Here is a 15979-nt window from a genome sequence, read left to right as displayed (position 1 = left end):
GTGCTTAAGGTGTTGCTTGGATGTAGGGTGTTGGTTGCTTCACAATCAGTAAGCCTAAATTCAAGCTCACCTTGTTTTACATTTCGCGCATTGCCAACCAACGGGAGTTATCACCGTGGCACGCAAGACTCCATTAAATCGCTACCGTAATATCGGTATCGTCGCTCACGTTGACGCGGGTAAAACCACGACAACAGAGCGTGTATTGTTTTACACCGGCCTTTCACACAAGGTGGGTGAAGTTCATGATGGCGCCGCCACGATGGACTGGATGGAGCAGGAGCAAGAGCGTGGTATTACTATCACCTCTGCAGCGACCACCTGTTTCTGGCAGGGCATGAGCAAGCAGTTCCCTGAGCACCGCGTCAACATCATCGACACGCCCGGGCACGTCGATTTCACGATCGAAGTTGAGCGTTCTTTGCGCGTACTTGATGGTGCCGTTGTTGTGCTGTGTGGTTCCTCCGGCGTTCAGCCGCAGACGGAGACCGTATGGCGTCAGGCCAATAAGTACGAAGTGCCGCGCATGGTCTTTGTCAACAAAATGGACCGCACCGGTGCTGATTTCTTCATGGTGGTTGACCAGTTGAAAGAGCGCCTTGGTGCCAACGCTGTGCCTATTCAGATCAACTGGGGCACAGAAGAGAACTTTAAGGGCGTTATCGACCTGATTCAGATGAAAGGTATTCTTTGGGATGAAGAAAACCTGGGGATGAATTATGAATTGGTCGATATTCCCGAAGAGCTCCAAGAGACCGCTGAGAAATACCGCGAAGAAATGATTGAAGCGGCGGCCGAAGGCTCTGATGAGTTGATGGAAAAGTATCTCGAAGGTGGTGAGCTGACTACCGAAGAGATCAAGGCAGGTCTGCGCGCGCGCACCCTGGCCAACGAAATCGTCCTCATCACTTGCGGGTCTGCCTTCAAGAACAAGGGTGTTCAAGCGGTACTGGATTGCGTTATCGAATACATGCCTTCGCCGACAGAAGTTAAGGCGATTGAAGGTGAGTTGGACGATAAAGACGGTACCGTCGATACGCGTAAAGCGGATGACAGTGCGCCGTTTGCGGCGTTGGCGTTTAAAATCGCCACGGATCCGTTCGTGGGTACTTTGACCTTTATTCGCGTTTACTCGGGCGTTTTGAACTCCGGCGACGGTGTTTTTAACTCGGTTAAGAGTAAAAAAGAGCGTGTGGGGCGTATCGTTCAGATGCATTCCAACTCGCGTGAAGAGATCAAAGAAGTTCGCGCCGGTGATATTGCCGCTTGTATCGGTCTAAAAGATGTGACGACCGGCGATACGCTGTGTGACATCAATCACAAGATCGTTCTTGAGCGCATGGAATTCCCCGATCCGGTTATCTCGGTTGCGGTTGAGCCGAAATCCAAGGCGGATCAGGAAAAGATGGGTGTTGCGCTGGGTAAGCTTGCCCAAGAAGACCCTTCTTTCCAAGTTAAGACCGACGAAGAAACCGGTCAGACCATCATTTCCGGCATGGGTGAGCTACACCTGGATATCCTCGTTGACCGTATGCGTCGCGAGTTTAAGGTGGAAGCCAACATCGGCAAGCCGCAGGTGGCCTACCGTGAAACCATTCGCGGCAGTGTCGAACAGGAAGGTAAGTTTGTTCGTCAGTCCGGTGGTCGTGGTCAATACGGTCATGTTGTGATGCGCATCGAACCGCTGACTTATGAAGAAAAAGGTGAAGGAGATGACGAAATCTTCTTCAAGTTTATCTCTGAAATCGTGGGCGGCGTGGTTCCCAAGGAATACGTCCCGGCGGTAGAGAAAGGGGCTTACGAGCAGCTGCAAAACGGCGTCATCGCGGGTTACCCGATGATCGACGTTAAAGTCACGCTGTTTGATGGCTCCTACCATGACGTAGACTCTAACGAGACTGCGTTTAAGATTGCTTCTTCTATGGCAGTGAAAGAAGGTGCCAGGAAGGCCAAGGCCGTGCTGCTGGAACCGGTGATGAAGGTCGAGGTCGTGACCCCCGAAGAGTTTATGGGTGACGTCATGGGCGACCTAAACCGTCGTCGCGGTCTGGTGCAGGGCATGGATGATTCTTCCTCTGGTAAGATCATCCGCGCAACGGTGCCGCTGGGCGAGATGTTCGGTTACGCAACCGACCTTCGTTCTCAAACCCAGGGCCGTGCGAGCTACTCCATGGAGTTCGCGAAGTACGACGAGGCGCCCTCCAGCGTCGTAGAAGCCGTCATCAACCAAAACGGTTAACAGTTAGCTAACGTAAAGAGGTTATAGCAGTGGCTAAGGAAAAATTTGAACGCTCCAAACCGCATATCAACGTCGGTACCATCGGTCACGTTGACCACGGTAAAACGACCCTGACTGCGGCCCTAACTCGCGTTTCCGCTGAAGTATTCGGTGGTGACTGGAGCGAGTTTGACGCTATCGACAATGCTCCGGAAGAGCGTGAGCGCGGTATTACCATCGCCACCTCGCACGTTGAGTATCAGTCAGAGACGCGTCACTACGCTCACGTCGACTGCCCAGGGCACGCTGACTACGTCAAGAACATGATCACCGGTGCGGCGCAGATGGACGGCGCAATTCTGGTATGTTCTGCCGCCGATGGGCCGATGCCGCAAACTCGCGAGCACATCCTGCTGTCTCGCCAAGTTGGTGTTCCGTTCATCGTTGTGTTCCTGAATAAAGCGGACATGGTCGATGATGAAGAGCTGCTTGAGCTGGTAGAGATGGAAGTTCGCGAACTTCTGGATCAGTACGACTTCCCGGGTGACGACACGCCGATCATCACCGGTTCGGCGCTGATGGCGCTGGAAGGTAAGGACGACAACGGTATGGGTACTACCGCCGTTGCTAACCTGATCAAGGCGCTTGACGAGTACATTCCAGAGCCGGAGCGTGCTATCGATCAGCCGTTCCTGATGCCGATCGAAGACGTATTCTCTATCTCTGGTCGTGGTACTGTTGTGACCGGTCGTGTAGAGCGCGGCGTTGTGAAGGCGGGTGAAGAAGTGGAAATCGTGGGCATGCGCGATACCACCAAAACCGTCGTTACCGGTGTCGAAATGTTCCGCAAGCTGCTCGACGAAGGTCGTGCAGGTGAGAACGTTGGCGCGCTGCTTCGCGGTACCAAGCGTGACGACGTTGAGCGTGGTCAAGTATTGGCTAAGCCGGGCACCATCACGCCGCACACGGTTTTCGAAGCCGAAGTGTACGTGCTGTCCAAAGAAGAAGGCGGTCGTCATACCCCGTTCTTCAAAGGCTACCGTCCGCAGTTCTACTTCCGTACTACCGATGTTACCGGTACGTGTGAACTGCCGGAAGGCGTTGAGATGGTCATGCCGGGCGACAACGTGAAAATGGTTGTTACCCTGATCGCTCCGATCGCAATGGACGACGGTCTGCGCTTCGCAATCCGTGAAGGTGGACGTACTGTCGGTGCTGGCGTTGTCGCCAAAATCGTTAAGTAAGTCGATCCACTAGGATCAAAGGGGGCTCTTTAGAGCCCCCTTTTCTACGCATCAGCGAGACGTGTCGCTGAGAAACGTTTGACATGCCTCGCTGGCGTGCCTATAATGCGCATCCTTTGAATGCGTGGGTAGACGGCTCGCGCCGTCGACATCCATTGGAGTTTAGGGCAAATGCAGAACCAAAAGATTCGCATTCGGTTGAAAGCATTCGACCACCGCCTGATCGATCAGTCTGCAGCGGAGATTGTTGAAACCGCTAAACGTACTGGTGCTCAGGTCCGTGGGCCGATTCCGCTCCCGACCAATCGCGAGCGTTATACCATCCTGATTTCTCCGCACGTTAATAAAGACGCGCGAGATCAGTATGAGATTCGCACTCATAAGCGTGTGCTCGATATCGTTGAGCCCACTGAGAAAACAGTTGACGCGCTGATGAAGCTCGATCTCGCTGCTGGCGTAGACGTGCAAATCAAGCTCGACTAATTACACTAGACACTCGCGGCCCAGCGCTTTTCGGGTTATGACAGAGAAAGGCAGCAGCCGCCGCGCCGTGAGGCGCCACACAATGTGCTAGTGGAATGCTCTGGAAAGGGCAGCCATAGCGGGTGATAGCCCCGTACACTATAGGAGAACTGAGAATGACTATCGGTTTGGTCGGTAAGAAGGCCGGGATGACCCGTGTCTTTACCGAAGACGGTGCATCAGTGCCCGTAACCGTTATTGAAGTTGATCCTAACCGTGTTACACGCGTTAAGTCTGTCGAGTCTGACGGCTACGCGGCGGTTCAGGTAACAACTGGCTCTCGTAAAGCTAAGCACCTTACCAAAGCGCAAGCGGGACAGTTTGCCAAGGCAGGTGTTGAAGCTGGTCGTAAGCTGATGGAGTTTCGTCTGGAAGAAGGCGAGGAAGCTCCTGAAGTAGGCGGCGAACTCACCGTATCCCTCTTCGAAGCTGGTCAGATGATTGACGTGACCGGCACCTCTAAGGGTAAAGGTTTCCAAGGTGCTGTTAAGCGTTGGAACTTCCGTACCCAAGACATGACCCATGGTAACTCTTTGGCGCACCGCGCTCCGGGTTCTATCGGTATGTGTCAAACTCCGGGTCGCGTATTTAAAGGCAAGAAAATGGCCGGTCAAATGGGTAACGCCCGTTGCACCGTACAAAGCCTTGAAATCGTCCGTGTCGACGCCGAGCGCAATCTGCTGCTTATTAAAGGCGCCGTTCCGGGAGCAACCGGTAGCGACGTTGTCGTTCGCAGCGCCGTGAAAGCTGGCTGAAGGGGATATTACCAATGAATCTGAATCTTGCTGCAGGCGCGGGTACCGTTGAAGTAGCCGATGCCACTTTTGGCAAAGAATTCAATGAGGCGCTGGTTCATCAGGTTGTCACCGCTTATTTAGCCGGTGGTCGCCAGGGAACACGCGCACAGAAAAATCGTTCTGACGTTCGCGGTGGCGGTAAAAAACCGTGGCGCCAGAAAGGTACCGGTCGTGCACGCGCCGGCACCATCCGTTCTCCGCTGTGGCGCAGCGGCGGCGTTACCTTCGCGGCACGTCCGCAAGACTACACCCAGAAGGTAAACCGTAAAATGTACCGCGCGGCAATGCGCTCCATTCTGTCAGAGCTAGTGCGTCAAGAACGCTTAGTGGCAGTGGATGAGTTCGTTGTTGAAGCACCGAAGACCAAGCAGGTCGCCGCCAAGCTGAAAGAGCTGGATCTGGAGAAAGTACTAATCATCACGGAAGACCTTGATGAGAAGCTTTACTTGGCCGCGCGCAATCTTCCGCATGTTGATGTGGTGGATGTTGCAGCTGCTGATCCGGTGAGCCTGGTTGCCTTTGATAAGGTGTTGGTCACCGTCTCCGCCCTGCGTAAATTCGAGGAGAAGCTGGCATGAACCAAGAACGCGTATTCAAGGTTCTGCTTGGGCCACACGTGACCGAAAAGGCCGCGATGGCAGCAGAGCGCAATCAGTACGTTTTCAAAGTCGCGAGCGACGCTACTAAGCCCGAGATCAAAAAAGCTGTTGAAGCGCTTTTCGGCAAGAAAGTCGATCGCGTTCAAGCGCTAAACGTCAAAGGCAAGACCAAGCGTACCGCAAACGGTGTTGGCATGCGTAAAGGGTATCGCAAAGCGTATGTCACCCTCGCCGCAGGTGAAACGCTCGAAGACTTCTCTGGCGCCGAATAAGGGCAGGAGTACGGATAATGGCAATCGTCAAGACCAAACCCACATCCGCCGGTCGTCGCCACGTCGTTAAGATTGTTGGCGAAGCGCTTTACAAAGGCCGTGCTTATGCACCGCTTTTGGAAAAGCAGTCCAAGTCCGGTGGACGTAATAACTACGGTCGTATCACTACCCGTCACGTTGGTGGTGGTCACCGTCAGCACTACCGGTTGATCGACTTTAAACGCACCAAAGATGGCATTCCGGCCACCGTTGAGCGTTTGGAGCACGACCCCAACCGTAGCGCGCATATCGCGCTGTTAAAGTATGCCGATGGCGAGCGTCGTTACATCATTGCGCCGAGAGGCGTCAGCGCGGGTGACGTGCTGGAATCTGGTGTTAACGCGCCCATCAAAAAAGGCAATGCCTTGCCGCTGCGCAACATCCCGCTGGGTTCTACCGTTCACGGTATCGAACTGAAACCGGGTAAAGGCGCGCAGATTGCTCGCAGTGCCGGCACAAGCGCCCAGTTGGTCGCTCGTGAAGGTAACTACGCGACCCTGCGTCTTCGCTCTGGCGAGATGCGTAAAGTCCTGGCGGAATGTCGTGCGACCTTGGGTGAAGTGAGCAACTCCGAGCACAGCCTGCGTCAACTTGGCAAGGCCGGTGCGAAGCGCTGGAGAGGCGTGCGCCCAACCGTTCGCGGTGTCGCAATGAACCCGGTAGATCACCCACACGGTGGTGGTGAAGGTCGCTCTAGTGGCGGGCGTCACCCGGTTACACCTTGGGGTGTGCCGACTAAGGGTCATAAGACGCGTAAGAACAAGCGCACCGACAAGCTAATCGTCCGTCGCCGGAAGGCACGGTGATTAAAATCGCCAAGATATTAAGGGGTAACGGCTGTGCCACGTTCACTTAAGAAAGGTCCTTTCATTGACCTTCATCTTTTGAAGAAGGTCGAGGTAGCAGTGGAAAAGAACGACCGTAAACCGATCAAGACCTGGTCGCGTCGTTCGATGATTCTGCCGAATATGGTAGGTCTGACCATTGCAGTACATAACGGTCGCCAACATGTCCCGGTGCATGTCTCCGAGGAAATGGTTGGTCACAAGCTAGGCGAGTTCGCTGCCACCCGCACTTATCGCGGTCATGCGGCGGACAAGAAAGCCAAACGGTAAGCCAAAGAGGATTGAGAGATGGAAGTCACAGCTAAGCTGCGTGGCGCTCGTTTATCCGCCCAGAAGGCCCGTTTGGTGGCTGACCAGGTGCGCGGTAAACCTGTCGCCGAGGCACTTGACCTTCTGACCTTCTCACCGAAGAAGGCTGCTACATTGGTCAAAAAAGTGCTGCAGTCCGCCATTGCAAACGCGGAAGAAAACGAAGGCATGGATATCGACGAGCTGCGTGTCTCGACCATCTGCGTCGATGAGGGCATGACGCTCAAGCGTATCAAGCCGCGTGCCAAAGGGCGTGCGGACCGTATCTTGAAGCGCACCTGCCACATCACCGTTAAGGTAGCCGAGAAGTAGGAGTCGACCAGATGGGTCAGAAAGTCAATCCAACAGGCATTCGACTGGGCATCGTCAAAGACCATGCTTCTGTCTGGTATGCCGAGCGCGGCGCTTACGCCGATAAGCTCAATAATGATCTCGTGGTGCGTAGCTTCCTGGAAGAGCGTCTTAAAAACGCTTCCGTAAGCCGCATTAACATCGAGCGTCCAGCAAATAACGCCCGCATCACCATTCACACGGCCCGTCCGGGTATTGTGATTGGTAAGAAAGGGGAAGATGTCGACCGTTTGCGTCGTGATCTGACCGAGATGATGGGTGTCCCGGTGCATGTGAACATTGAAGAAGTTCGCAAGCCGGAGCTGGATGCCAAGCTGGTAGCTGCTAACGTTGCGGGTCAGCTAGAGCGTCGCGTTATGTTCCGTCGTGCAATGAAGCGCGCGGTACAAAACGCTATGCGTCTAGGTGCCGGCGGCATCAAGATTCAGCTGTCAGGTCGCTTGGGTGGTGCTGAAATCGCACGTACCGAATGGTATCGCGAAGGTCGCGTTCCGCTGCACACGTTGCGTGCGGATATCGACTACGCCACTTACGAAGCTCACACCACCTACGGCGTTATCGGCGTCAAAGTGTGGATCTTCAAGGGTGAAATCCTCGGCGGTATCGAGGAAGTTCGTGCCAAGGCGAAGCAGCCTACCGGCAACGCGCCCAAGAAGAAAGGTTCCAGGTAAGGGGAGAGCGAGTCGATGTTACAGCCCAAGCGTTTAAAATTCCGCAAGGTGCAAAAGGGTCGCAACCGTGGCCTAGCGCATCGCGGAAGCAAGATTAGCTTCGGGGAATATGGCCTCAAAGCGACTGGTCGCGGACGTATTACCGCGCGCCAGATCGAAGCTGGCCGTCGTGCGATCACACGTCACGTAAAACGTGGCGGTAAGATTTGGATCCGCGTATTCCCGGATAAGCCGATCTCGAAAAAGCCGCTCGAAGTTCGTATGGGTAAGGGTAAAGGCTCCGTCGAGTACTGGGTCGCTCAGATTCAGCCGGGTCGGGTCTTGTACGAGATTGAAGGTGTGTCAGAAGAGCTCGCGCGTGAAGCGTTTGAGTTGGCCGCCCAGAAAATGCCCATATCCACCACCTTTGCGAAACGGACGGTGATGTGATGAAAGCCCAGGAAATTCGTGAAAAGTCAGTCGGTGAGTTGCAAGAACAGCTCCTCGAACTCCTCCGCGAGCAGTTTAACCTGCGCATGCAGAAGGCCACCGGCCAACTGAGCCAGACTCATCTGCTCAAGCAGGTCCGTCGGGATATCGCCCGCGTGAAGACTGTGCTTAACGAGAAGGCAGGTGATTGAGATGGCCGAAGAAAAGAAAACTCGTACGCTCACCGGAAAAGTGGTGAGTGACAAGATGGATAAATCCATCGTCGTGATGATCGAGCGTCGTGAGCGTCACCCGATCTACGGTAAATACGTAAAGCGCTCCACTAAGCTGCACGCCCATGATGAGGCGAACCAAGCGAAGGCTGGCGATACGGTCTCTATTGAAGAGTGCCGTCCGTTGTCCAAGAAAAAAGCTTGGACGCTGATCGAGGTGGTCGAGCAGGCCAAAGGTTAACATCCTGCGTCTGTTCAACCAGTGCAGTCAGATTAGGTTTGGAGAAAACCGATGATTCAGACTCAGACAATGCTGGATGTCGCTGACAACAGCGGAGCGCGCCGGGTGCAATGCATCAAGGTGCTAGGCGGGTCACACCGTCGCTACGCTCGCGTTGGTGACATCATTAAAGTGTCAATAAAAGAAGCGATTCCGCGTGGCAAGGTCAAAAAAGGCCAAGTCATGAAAGCGGTAGTCGTTCGTACAAAGAGCGGCGTCCGTCGTCCTGACGGTTCGCTGATCCGTTTCGACGGAAATGCGGCGGTTCTGTTGAACAACACCAACGAACAGCCGGTCGGTACCCGTATTTTCGGGCCGGTCACTCGTGAACTGCGTAATGAAAAGTTCATGAAGATCATTTCCTTGGCGCCTGAAGTGCTGTAAGGAGCGAGGCGGATATGCAAAAGATCAAACGTGACGATGAAGTCATCGTCATCGCCGGGAAGGATAAGGGCAAGCGCGGTACGGTTAAGCGTGTGTTAGAGAATCGCTTTGTCGTATCCGGTGTGAATATGATTAAACGTCACACCAAGCCAAATCCCATGGCGGGAAATCAGGGCGGTATCGTGGAGCGTGAGGCTCCGATTCACGCGTCCAACGTAGCCATCTTCAATTCGGAGACCGGTAAGGCGGATCGCGTCGGCTTCCAAGTGAGCGAAGACGGTACCAAGGTACGTATCTACAAGTCGACGCAAACGCAGATCGACGCCTAACGTGAGTCGGGTAGCAAAATGGCGAACTTGAAAGAACGTTATCAAAACGAGGTGGCAGCTCAACTCAAAGAAGAGTTTAGCTACGCCAACGTAATGCAGGTGCCGCGGATCACAAAAGTGACTCTGAACATGGGCATCGGCGATGCGGTCAGCGATAAAAAGCTGATCGACAATGCCATCGGTGACTTAGAGAAACTCTCGGGTCAAAAGCCGTTGGTGACCAAGGCACGTAAGTCCATCGCGGGCTTCAAGGTTCGCGAAGGCTGGCCGATCGGTATCAAGGTGACCCTGCGCGGTGAGCGCATGTGGGACTTCCTGGACCGCTTGGTCAACATCGCGATTCCTCGCGTGCGTGACTTCCGTGGTCTCAACCCGAAGTCTTTTGACGGTCGCGGCAATTATTCTATGGGTGTACGTGAACAGATCATCTTCCCGGAGATCGAGTATGATAAGATCGATCGCATTCGGGGGCTTGATGTCACCATCACCACTACCGCCAACACCGACGAGGAAGGCCGTGCGCTGCTGCGCGCGTTGAGCTTCCCGTTCAAAAAATAGGGCTGGGATCATGGCAAAGAAAAGCATGGTAGAGCGTGAGCTCAAGCGCACTAAGTTGGTCGAGAAGTACGCGGCCAAGCGAACTGAACTCAAAGCGATCATTCAAAACGTGAACGCTTCCGACGAAGAGCGCTTCGAGGCGCAGCTTAAGCTGCAGCAACTGCCGCGCGACTCAAGTCCGGTACGTCAGCGTAACCGCTGCCGCATTACCGGCCGTCCGCACGGTTTCTACAACAAGTTCGGCCTCGGCCGTAATAAGCTGCGTGAAGCCGCCATGCGTGGCGACGTCCCTGGGCTGAAAAAGTCCAGCTGGTAAGTGCCACGTAGTATCATCAGGAGCGCACATTAAATGAGCATGCAAGACACTCTGGCGGATATGTTTACTCGTATCCGCAATGCGCAGATGGCCACCAAAGAGACGGTTACCATGCCGTCCTCCAAGCTGAAAGTGGAAGTGGCCCGCGTGTTGAAAGAAGAGGGTTACATCACCGATTTCACGGTGGCTGAAAGCACCAAGCCCGAGCTGACCGTGACTCTCAAGTACTTTGAGGGTAAGCCGGTTATCGATCACATTCAGCGGGTTTCCAAGCCGTCTTTGCGCCAGTACAAGGGCAAAGACAATTTGCCCAAGGTCGCCGATGGTCTGGGTATCGCGATTGTCACTACTTCCAATGGAGTAATGACCGATCGTGCCGCGCGCCAGGCGGGTGTCGGTGGCGAAGTCATCTGCACCGTATTCTAGGAGGCTGGAATGTCCCGCATAGCGAAATATCCGGTTAAAGTGCCTGCCGGCGTTGACATCAAAATTGATGCTGATCAGCTGACCGTAAAAGGCAGCCAAGGCACGCTGTCTATGCCGATCCACGCAGATGTCGTGGTGGGTCAGGAAGACGGCCAGCTAACCTTTGCCCCGAGTGAGTCGGCGAAGAGCTGGGCGATGGCCGGCACTACCCGTGCGTTGGTTCAAAATCTGGTCACGGGCGTATCCGAGGGCTTTACCAAATCCCTCGAAATTGTTGGCGTTGGTTATCGTGCTCAAGCGAAGGGCCAGACGCTCAATCTTTCACTGGGCTTCTCGCACCCGGTCGACTACGAACTGCCTGACGGTGTCTCAGCGGAAACGCCAAAGAACACTGTTATCGTGCTGAAAAGCGCGGACAAGCAGAAGCTCGGCCAGTGCGCCGCGGAAATCCGCGCCTTCCGTCCGCCAGAGCCATATAAAGGCAAAGGTGTCCGGTACGCCGACGAGCAGGTGCGTCGCAAAGAAGCCAAGAAGAAGTAAGGCAGGGTTATGAACGCGAAGAAAGAATCTCGTCTCCGTCGTGCCCGCCGTGCTCGCGCCAAAATTCGCGAGCTAGGCGCGTTCCGCCTGTGCGTCAACCGTACCCCACGTCACATCTACGCGCAGATTATCTCGCCGGATGGTGGCAAAGTGCTCGCCAGTGCTTCTACGCTGGACAAGGCACTTCGCGAGGGTGCAACCGGTAACACAGAGGCAGCCACAAAAGTGGGTGCCCTGATTGCCGAACGCGCAAAAGAAGCAGGCATCACCCAGGTGGCCTTTGACCGTGCTGGTTTTAAGTATCACGGTCGCGTCAAGGCTTTAGCCGACGCCGCTCGTGAAGGCGGCCTGGAATTCTAAAGGGTTTTTACGATGGCGAAGAACGAACAGCAAAACGGTGACCTGCAAGAGAAGTTAGTACAGGTCAACCGTGTCGCCAAGGTGGTCAAAGGGGGTCGTATTTTCGGCTTTACCGCCCTGACCGTCGTTGGTGATGGTAAAGGTCGTGTCGGCTTTGGTCGTGGTAAGGCGCGTGAAGTGCCAATTGCCATTCAAAAGGCGATGGATCAAGCGCGTCGCAACATGGTCAAGGTTAATCTCTCAGGCCACACGCTGCAGTATCCGGTGAAAGCCCGTCACGGCGCTTCTAAGGTCTACATGCAGCCGGCTTCTGAAGGTACCGGTATCATCGCCGGTGGTGCTATGCGCTCTGTACTAGAGCTTGCTGGCGTCCACGATGTATTGGCCAAGTGCTACGGTTCCACCAACCCGGTCAATGTTGTACGCGCTACCGTAAACGGTCTCGCGTCCATGCAAGCACCGGAAGACGTGGCCGCTAAGCGCGGTCTGTCTGTCGAAGCGATCACGGGGTGAGCACCATGGCAGCAACGATCAAGGTTACCCAGATCCGCAGCACCATCGGCGTTCTGCCCAAGCACAAGGCTAATATCCAAGGCTTGGGCTTACGTCGCATCGGTCATACGGTTGAGCTGGAAGACACCCCCGCCGTACGCGGCATGATTCACAAGGTGAACTACCTTGTGCGCGTTGAGGGAGAGTAATCCATGAAACTCAATACCTTAAGCCCAGCACCGGGCTCCAAACAGGCTGAAAAGCGTGTTGGTCGTGGTATCGGTTCCGGTCTAGGCAAGACCGGTGGCCGTGGCCACAAAGGCCAGAAGTCACGCAGTGGTGGTAGCGTTAAGCCAGGTTTCGAAGGCGGTCAAATGCCGTTGCAGCGTCGTCTGCCGAAGTTTGGTTTTACCTCTGCTAAATCACTGGTGTCTGAAGAAGTGCGTCTGGCGGAACTGGCGAAAGTGGCCGGTGACGAAGTGACAATGCAGACGCTGAAAGATGCCAACGTGCTGAAGGATGCGACGCGTCATGCGAAGATCATCCTTTCTGGCGAATTGAATAAGGCAGTTACTGTTCGTGGTATTAAGGTCACCAAAGGTGCCCGTGCTGCGATTGAAGCTGCCGGCGGCAAGGTAGAGGACTAAATGGCCAAGTCAGGAAATATGCCGGCGACGGGCAGCGGTTTGGGTGAACTCTGGGCGCGTCTGCGCTTTGTACTCATCGCCATTGTGGTGTACCGCATCGGTGCCCACATCCCCGTGCCTGGTATCAATCCTGACCAGCTTGCTGCCTTGTTTAGGGAGCAGCAGGGTACCATTCTGGGCATGTTTAACATGTTTTCAGGCGGTGCCCTGGAGCGCATGAGTGTCCTCGCCCTGGGTATTATGCCCTATATATCGGCGTCGATTATCATGCAGCTGATGACTGCGGTCTCGCCCCATCTTGAACAGCTCAAGAAGGAAGGCGAGTCCGGCCGCCGCAAGATTAGCCAGTACACTCGCTACGGCACGGTGCTACTGGCGCTTGTTCAGGCCATCGGTATGTCCGTGGGCCTGGCTAGCCAAGGCATCGCTTACAGCGCTGACTTTAGCTTCTTTTTCACTGCCGTGGTGACGTTTGTCGCCGGTGCAGTGTTTATGATGTGGCTAGGTGAGCAGATCACCGAAAAGGGAATTGGCAACGGCATTTCGCTGCTAATCTTCTCGGGGATCGTCGCTGGGCTACCCAGCGCCGTGGGGCAAGCCTTTGAGCTTGCCCGCAATGAAGGGGCCTGGAATGTTCTGCCGCTGTTAGCGTTGACCGTGCTGGGTGTTGCGACGGTGGCGTTTGTGGTCTTCATTGAGCGCGGTCAACGCCGGCTCAAAGTCAACTACCCACGTCGCCAAGTTGGCAACAAGATGTACGCTGGGCAGAGCAGTTATCTGCCGCTGAAGGTAAATATGGCAGGTGTAATCCCCGCCATTTTTGCTTCCAGCATTCTGCTCTTCCCCGCCTCCATCGGCCAATGGGTCGGTGCAGGGGATGGCATGGAGTGGCTCCAGCGCGCCTCACAGGCGTTAGGGCCAGGTCAGCCGCTTTACATCTTGCTTTTCGGCGCGGCGGTGGTATTCTTCTGCTTCTTTTACACAGCGCTGGTCTTCAATCCCAAGGATGTAGCTGACAATCTGAAAAAGTCAGGTGCTTTCTTGCCGGGTATTCGCCCTGGTGAGCAGACCGCTCGCTACATCGACAAAGTCATGACGCGTTTGACGTTGTTCGGTGCACTGTACATTACTGCCGTCTCTTTGATGCCTCAATTCCTGATTGTAGCGTGGAACGTACCGTTCTTCTTTGGCGGAACATCGCTACTGATTGTGGTGGTGGTGATCATGGATTTCATGGCGCAGGTGCAGTCGCATCTCATGTCGCACCAGTATGACTCGGTAATGAAGAAGTCCAACCTGAAAGGCTACGGTAGCGGCGGCATCATGCGCTGAGGCGCCGCCTTATCTTGTTAATATAGTGCTGGGGCGCGCCGCGAGCCGTTTTTGGAGAAAGAACGATGAAAGTTCGAGCTTCCGTAAAGAAGATGTGCCGTAACTGTAAGATTATTCGTCGCAATGGTGCTGTCCGCGTCATTTGCATCGAACCGCGGCACAAGCAGCGCCAGGGTTAATCTCTGGGCTGATGATTAAGCCGGTGCTGGCATATCCCTAGCACAGAGTGTAAATCCGTTCTGATGCACACGTGTTATCAACACGGCATTAGGAACATAGAGATTTGCATCTGTGCGCTTAAAGGGATATGCTATTGCGCCTTTTGTAGATGAACACACGAGCAAGCCGCTCAAACTTCGGAGTAAGCTGATGGCCCGTATTGCAGGCGTCAATATCCCGGATAACAAGCATGCGGCGATCTCGCTGACCTATATCTTCGGAATCGGTCGTACCCGCGCTGAGCACATCTGTGCTGCTGCTGGTATCGCGCCGACTGCCAAGGTTCAGGACCTGTCTTCTGAAGAAGTTGACACACTACGTTCTGAAGTTGGTAAGTACACCGTAGAAGGTGACCTTCGTCGTGATGTCACGCTTAACATTAAGCGTCTCATGGACTTAGGTTGCTATCGTGGTCTGCGTCATCGCCGTAGTCTTCCGCTGCGTGGTCAGCGGACTAAGACTAACGCGCGTACCCGTAAGGGCCCGCGTAAGCCGATCCGCAAATAACACGCACGTTCGGACGTAAAGTCTGACGTAAAGACAGGAATAGACATCAACATGGCTAACCCGCGCAGTAACCGTAAAAAGGTTAAAAAGCAGGTAGTGGATGCCGTTGCGCATATCCATGCCTCTTTTAACAACACGATCGTGACGATCACAGACCGCCAGGGCAATGCTCTTTCTTGGGCAACTGCCGGTGGTTCGGGTTTTCGTGGTTCTCGTAAGAGCACCCCGTTCGCTGCTCAAGTGGCAAGTGAACGTGCAGCGACTGCTGCAGCCGAGTATGGTGTGAAAAACGTCGACGTGCTGGTCAAAGGCCCCGGTCCTGGCCGTGAATCCGCCGTGCGCGCACTGAATGCCGCCGGCTTCCGCGTGCAAAGCATCACCGACGCGACGCCCATTCCCCATAATGGTTGCCGTCCGCCGAAGAAACGCCGCGTTTAAGGAGACAGATTCATGGCCCGTTATATTGGACCGAAGTGCAAATTGTCTCGTCGTGAAGGCACCGACCTCTTTTTAAAGAGTGGTGTGACTCCCTTCGAGAAAAAGTGTAAATCCGAGCAAATCCCGGGTGTACACGGCCAGCGTCGTCAGCGTCTTTCCGACTACGGCTTGCAGCTTCGTGAGAAGCAGAAAGTACGCCGTATGTATGGCGTACTCGAAAAGCAATTCCGCAACTACTACAAAGCCGCTGCTCGCCTGAAAGGCGCCACCGGTGAAGTGTTGTTGCAGTTGCTTGAATCCCGACTGGACAACGTCGTCTACCGGATGGGCTTCGGCTCGACACGCTCTGAAGCGCGTCAGCTGGTCAGCCACAAGGCGATTGTCGTGAACGGAAAAACCGTTAACGTGGCTTCTTATCAAGTGAAGCCGGGTGACGTCGTTTCAGTTCGCGAAAAGGCGAAGAACCAAGCTCGCATCCAAAACGCTCTGGCACTTGCTGCTAATCGTGGCGATGTAGTGTGGATCGAAACCGACGCCAAGAAGATGGAAGGCACTTTCAAGGCTCTGCCTGAACGCGGTGACCTGTCTGCCGACATCAACGAAAACCTGATCGTCGAGCTGTACTCGAAGTAAGCCATTAATT

28 protein-coding genes are annotated in these 15979 nt (G+C 54.6%); all 28 read left to right on the top strand.

Annotated features, from left to right (window positions below; genetic code table 11):
* The first annotated feature begins 115 nt into the window (after positions 1-115).
* Entirely contained in the window at positions 116-2239 is a 2124-nt protein-coding gene (fusA, locus tag QC823_RS08380) for an elongation factor G (RefSeq protein ID WP_309655897.1), read from the top strand.
* A 29-nt stretch (positions 2240-2268) separates the two neighbouring features.
* Entirely contained in the window at positions 2269-3462 is a 1194-nt protein-coding gene (gene tuf, locus QC823_RS08375; protein WP_309655896.1) for an elongation factor Tu, read from the top strand.
* Positions 3463-3633: 171 nt separating this feature from the next.
* Positions 3634-3945 carry a 30S ribosomal protein S10 gene (gene rpsJ, locus QC823_RS08370; protein WP_016419080.1) on the top strand — a complete coding sequence of 104 codons (312 nt, stop codon included), beginning with the start codon at positions 3634-3636 and terminating at the stop codon, positions 3943-3945.
* Positions 3946-4100: 155 nt separating this feature from the next.
* The gene (rplC, locus tag QC823_RS08365; protein WP_179929128.1) at positions 4101-4739 is read left to right on the top strand and encodes a 50S ribosomal protein L3; all 639 of its coding nucleotides are present in this window, start codon (positions 4101-4103) and stop codon (positions 4737-4739) included.
* 14 nt (positions 4740-4753) lie between these two features.
* Positions 4754-5359 (top strand): 50S ribosomal protein L4, encoded by a 606-nt coding sequence (gene rplD, locus QC823_RS08360; RefSeq protein ID WP_309655895.1) that lies wholly within the window; start codon positions 4754-4756, stop codon positions 5357-5359.
* The gene (gene rplW, locus QC823_RS08355) at positions 5356-5652 is read left to right on the top strand and encodes a 50S ribosomal protein L23 (RefSeq protein WP_179929130.1); all 297 of its coding nucleotides are present in this window, start codon (positions 5356-5358) and stop codon (positions 5650-5652) included. The genes rplD and rplW overlap by 4 nt, the downstream gene beginning before the upstream one ends.
* Before the next feature lie 17 nt (positions 5653-5669).
* Positions 5670-6497: a 50S ribosomal protein L2 gene (rplB, locus tag QC823_RS08350; protein ID WP_309655894.1), complete on the top strand. Its 828-nt coding sequence runs from the start codon at positions 5670-5672 to the stop codon at positions 6495-6497.
* A gap of 33 nt (positions 6498-6530) precedes the next feature.
* The gene (rpsS, locus tag QC823_RS08345; protein WP_013330996.1) at positions 6531-6806 is read left to right on the top strand and encodes a 30S ribosomal protein S19; all 276 of its coding nucleotides are present in this window, start codon (positions 6531-6533) and stop codon (positions 6804-6806) included.
* 18 nt (positions 6807-6824) lie between these two features.
* Entirely contained in the window at positions 6825-7157 is a 333-nt protein-coding gene (rplV, locus tag QC823_RS08340) for a 50S ribosomal protein L22 (protein WP_179929132.1), read from the top strand.
* Between the two features lie 11 nt (positions 7158-7168).
* Positions 7169-7867 carry a 30S ribosomal protein S3 gene (rpsC, locus tag QC823_RS08335; RefSeq protein WP_250081014.1) on the top strand — a complete coding sequence of 233 codons (699 nt, stop codon included), beginning with the start codon at positions 7169-7171 and terminating at the stop codon, positions 7865-7867.
* Positions 7868-7882: 15 nt separating this feature from the next.
* On the top strand, positions 7883-8296 hold the full coding sequence (gene rplP / locus QC823_RS08330; RefSeq protein ID WP_179929134.1) for a 50S ribosomal protein L16: 414 nt from the start codon (positions 7883-7885) through the stop codon (positions 8294-8296).
* Positions 8296-8487, top strand: a complete 192-nt coding sequence (rpmC, locus tag QC823_RS08325) for a 50S ribosomal protein L29 (protein ID WP_016915779.1) — start codon at positions 8296-8298, stop codon at positions 8485-8487. The genes rplP and rpmC overlap by 1 nt, the downstream gene beginning before the upstream one ends.
* A 1-nt stretch (position 8488) precedes the next feature.
* Positions 8489-8749: a 30S ribosomal protein S17 gene (gene rpsQ / locus QC823_RS08320; protein WP_309655893.1), complete on the top strand. Its 261-nt coding sequence runs from the start codon at positions 8489-8491 to the stop codon at positions 8747-8749.
* A 51-nt stretch (positions 8750-8800) separates the two neighbouring features.
* Positions 8801-9172 carry a 50S ribosomal protein L14 gene (rplN, locus tag QC823_RS08315; protein WP_179929136.1) on the top strand — a complete coding sequence of 124 codons (372 nt, stop codon included), beginning with the start codon at positions 8801-8803 and terminating at the stop codon, positions 9170-9172.
* A 14-nt stretch (positions 9173-9186) separates the two neighbouring features.
* Entirely contained in the window at positions 9187-9501 is a 315-nt protein-coding gene (rplX, locus tag QC823_RS08310) for a 50S ribosomal protein L24 (RefSeq protein ID WP_250081016.1), read from the top strand.
* An 18-nt stretch (positions 9502-9519) separates the two neighbouring features.
* On the top strand, positions 9520-10059 hold the full coding sequence (gene rplE / locus QC823_RS08305; RefSeq protein WP_309655892.1) for a 50S ribosomal protein L5: 540 nt from the start codon (positions 9520-9522) through the stop codon (positions 10057-10059).
* A gap of 10 nt (positions 10060-10069) precedes the next feature.
* Entirely contained in the window at positions 10070-10375 is a 306-nt protein-coding gene (rpsN, locus tag QC823_RS08300) for a 30S ribosomal protein S14 (protein ID WP_309655891.1), read from the top strand.
* A 33-nt stretch (positions 10376-10408) separates the two neighbouring features.
* Entirely contained in the window at positions 10409-10801 is a 393-nt protein-coding gene (gene rpsH, locus QC823_RS08295) for a 30S ribosomal protein S8 (protein ID WP_309655890.1), read from the top strand.
* Between the two features lie 9 nt (positions 10802-10810).
* On the top strand, positions 10811-11341 hold the full coding sequence (rplF, locus tag QC823_RS08290; RefSeq protein WP_309655889.1) for a 50S ribosomal protein L6: 531 nt from the start codon (positions 10811-10813) through the stop codon (positions 11339-11341).
* A gap of 9 nt (positions 11342-11350) precedes the next feature.
* A complete protein-coding gene (rplR, locus tag QC823_RS08285) occupies positions 11351-11701 on the top strand; it encodes a 50S ribosomal protein L18 (protein ID WP_309655888.1) in 351 nt (116 codons plus the stop codon).
* A gap of 12 nt (positions 11702-11713) precedes the next feature.
* Entirely contained in the window at positions 11714-12214 is a 501-nt protein-coding gene (rpsE, locus tag QC823_RS08280) for a 30S ribosomal protein S5 (RefSeq protein ID WP_250081026.1), read from the top strand.
* Between the two features lie 5 nt (positions 12215-12219).
* Positions 12220-12402: a 50S ribosomal protein L30 gene (gene rpmD, locus QC823_RS08275; protein WP_179929144.1), complete on the top strand. Its 183-nt coding sequence runs from the start codon at positions 12220-12222 to the stop codon at positions 12400-12402.
* 3 nt (positions 12403-12405) lie between these two features.
* Positions 12406-12840 carry a 50S ribosomal protein L15 gene (gene rplO, locus QC823_RS08270; protein WP_309655887.1) on the top strand — a complete coding sequence of 145 codons (435 nt, stop codon included), beginning with the start codon at positions 12406-12408 and terminating at the stop codon, positions 12838-12840.
* Positions 12841-14172 (top strand): preprotein translocase subunit SecY, encoded by a 1332-nt coding sequence (secY, locus tag QC823_RS08265; RefSeq protein ID WP_309655886.1) that lies wholly within the window; start codon positions 12841-12843, stop codon positions 14170-14172.
* Positions 14173-14237: 65 nt separating this feature from the next.
* On the top strand, positions 14238-14351 hold the full coding sequence (gene rpmJ / locus QC823_RS08260; RefSeq protein ID WP_009099023.1) for a 50S ribosomal protein L36: 114 nt from the start codon (positions 14238-14240) through the stop codon (positions 14349-14351).
* 190 nt (positions 14352-14541) lie between these two features.
* Complete coding sequence (gene rpsM, locus QC823_RS08255) at positions 14542-14898, top strand: 30S ribosomal protein S13 (protein WP_179929147.1); 357 nt, start codon at positions 14542-14544, stop codon at positions 14896-14898.
* Between the two features lie 51 nt (positions 14899-14949).
* The gene (gene rpsK / locus QC823_RS08250; protein WP_009723883.1) at positions 14950-15336 is read left to right on the top strand and encodes a 30S ribosomal protein S11; all 387 of its coding nucleotides are present in this window, start codon (positions 14950-14952) and stop codon (positions 15334-15336) included.
* A gap of 12 nt (positions 15337-15348) precedes the next feature.
* Positions 15349-15969 (top strand): 30S ribosomal protein S4, encoded by a 621-nt coding sequence (gene rpsD / locus QC823_RS08245; RefSeq protein ID WP_250081034.1) that lies wholly within the window; start codon positions 15349-15351, stop codon positions 15967-15969.
* The last annotated feature ends 10 nt before the right edge of the window (positions 15970-15979 follow it).

The sequence above is a fragment of the Vreelandella vilamensis genome (assembly GCF_031451755.1).
Classification (GTDB): domain Bacteria; phylum Pseudomonadota; class Gammaproteobacteria; order Pseudomonadales; family Halomonadaceae; genus Vreelandella; species Vreelandella vilamensis.
Note: the sequence above shows the minus strand (reverse complement) of the source record. Positions and strands in the feature narration are given on the sequence as shown.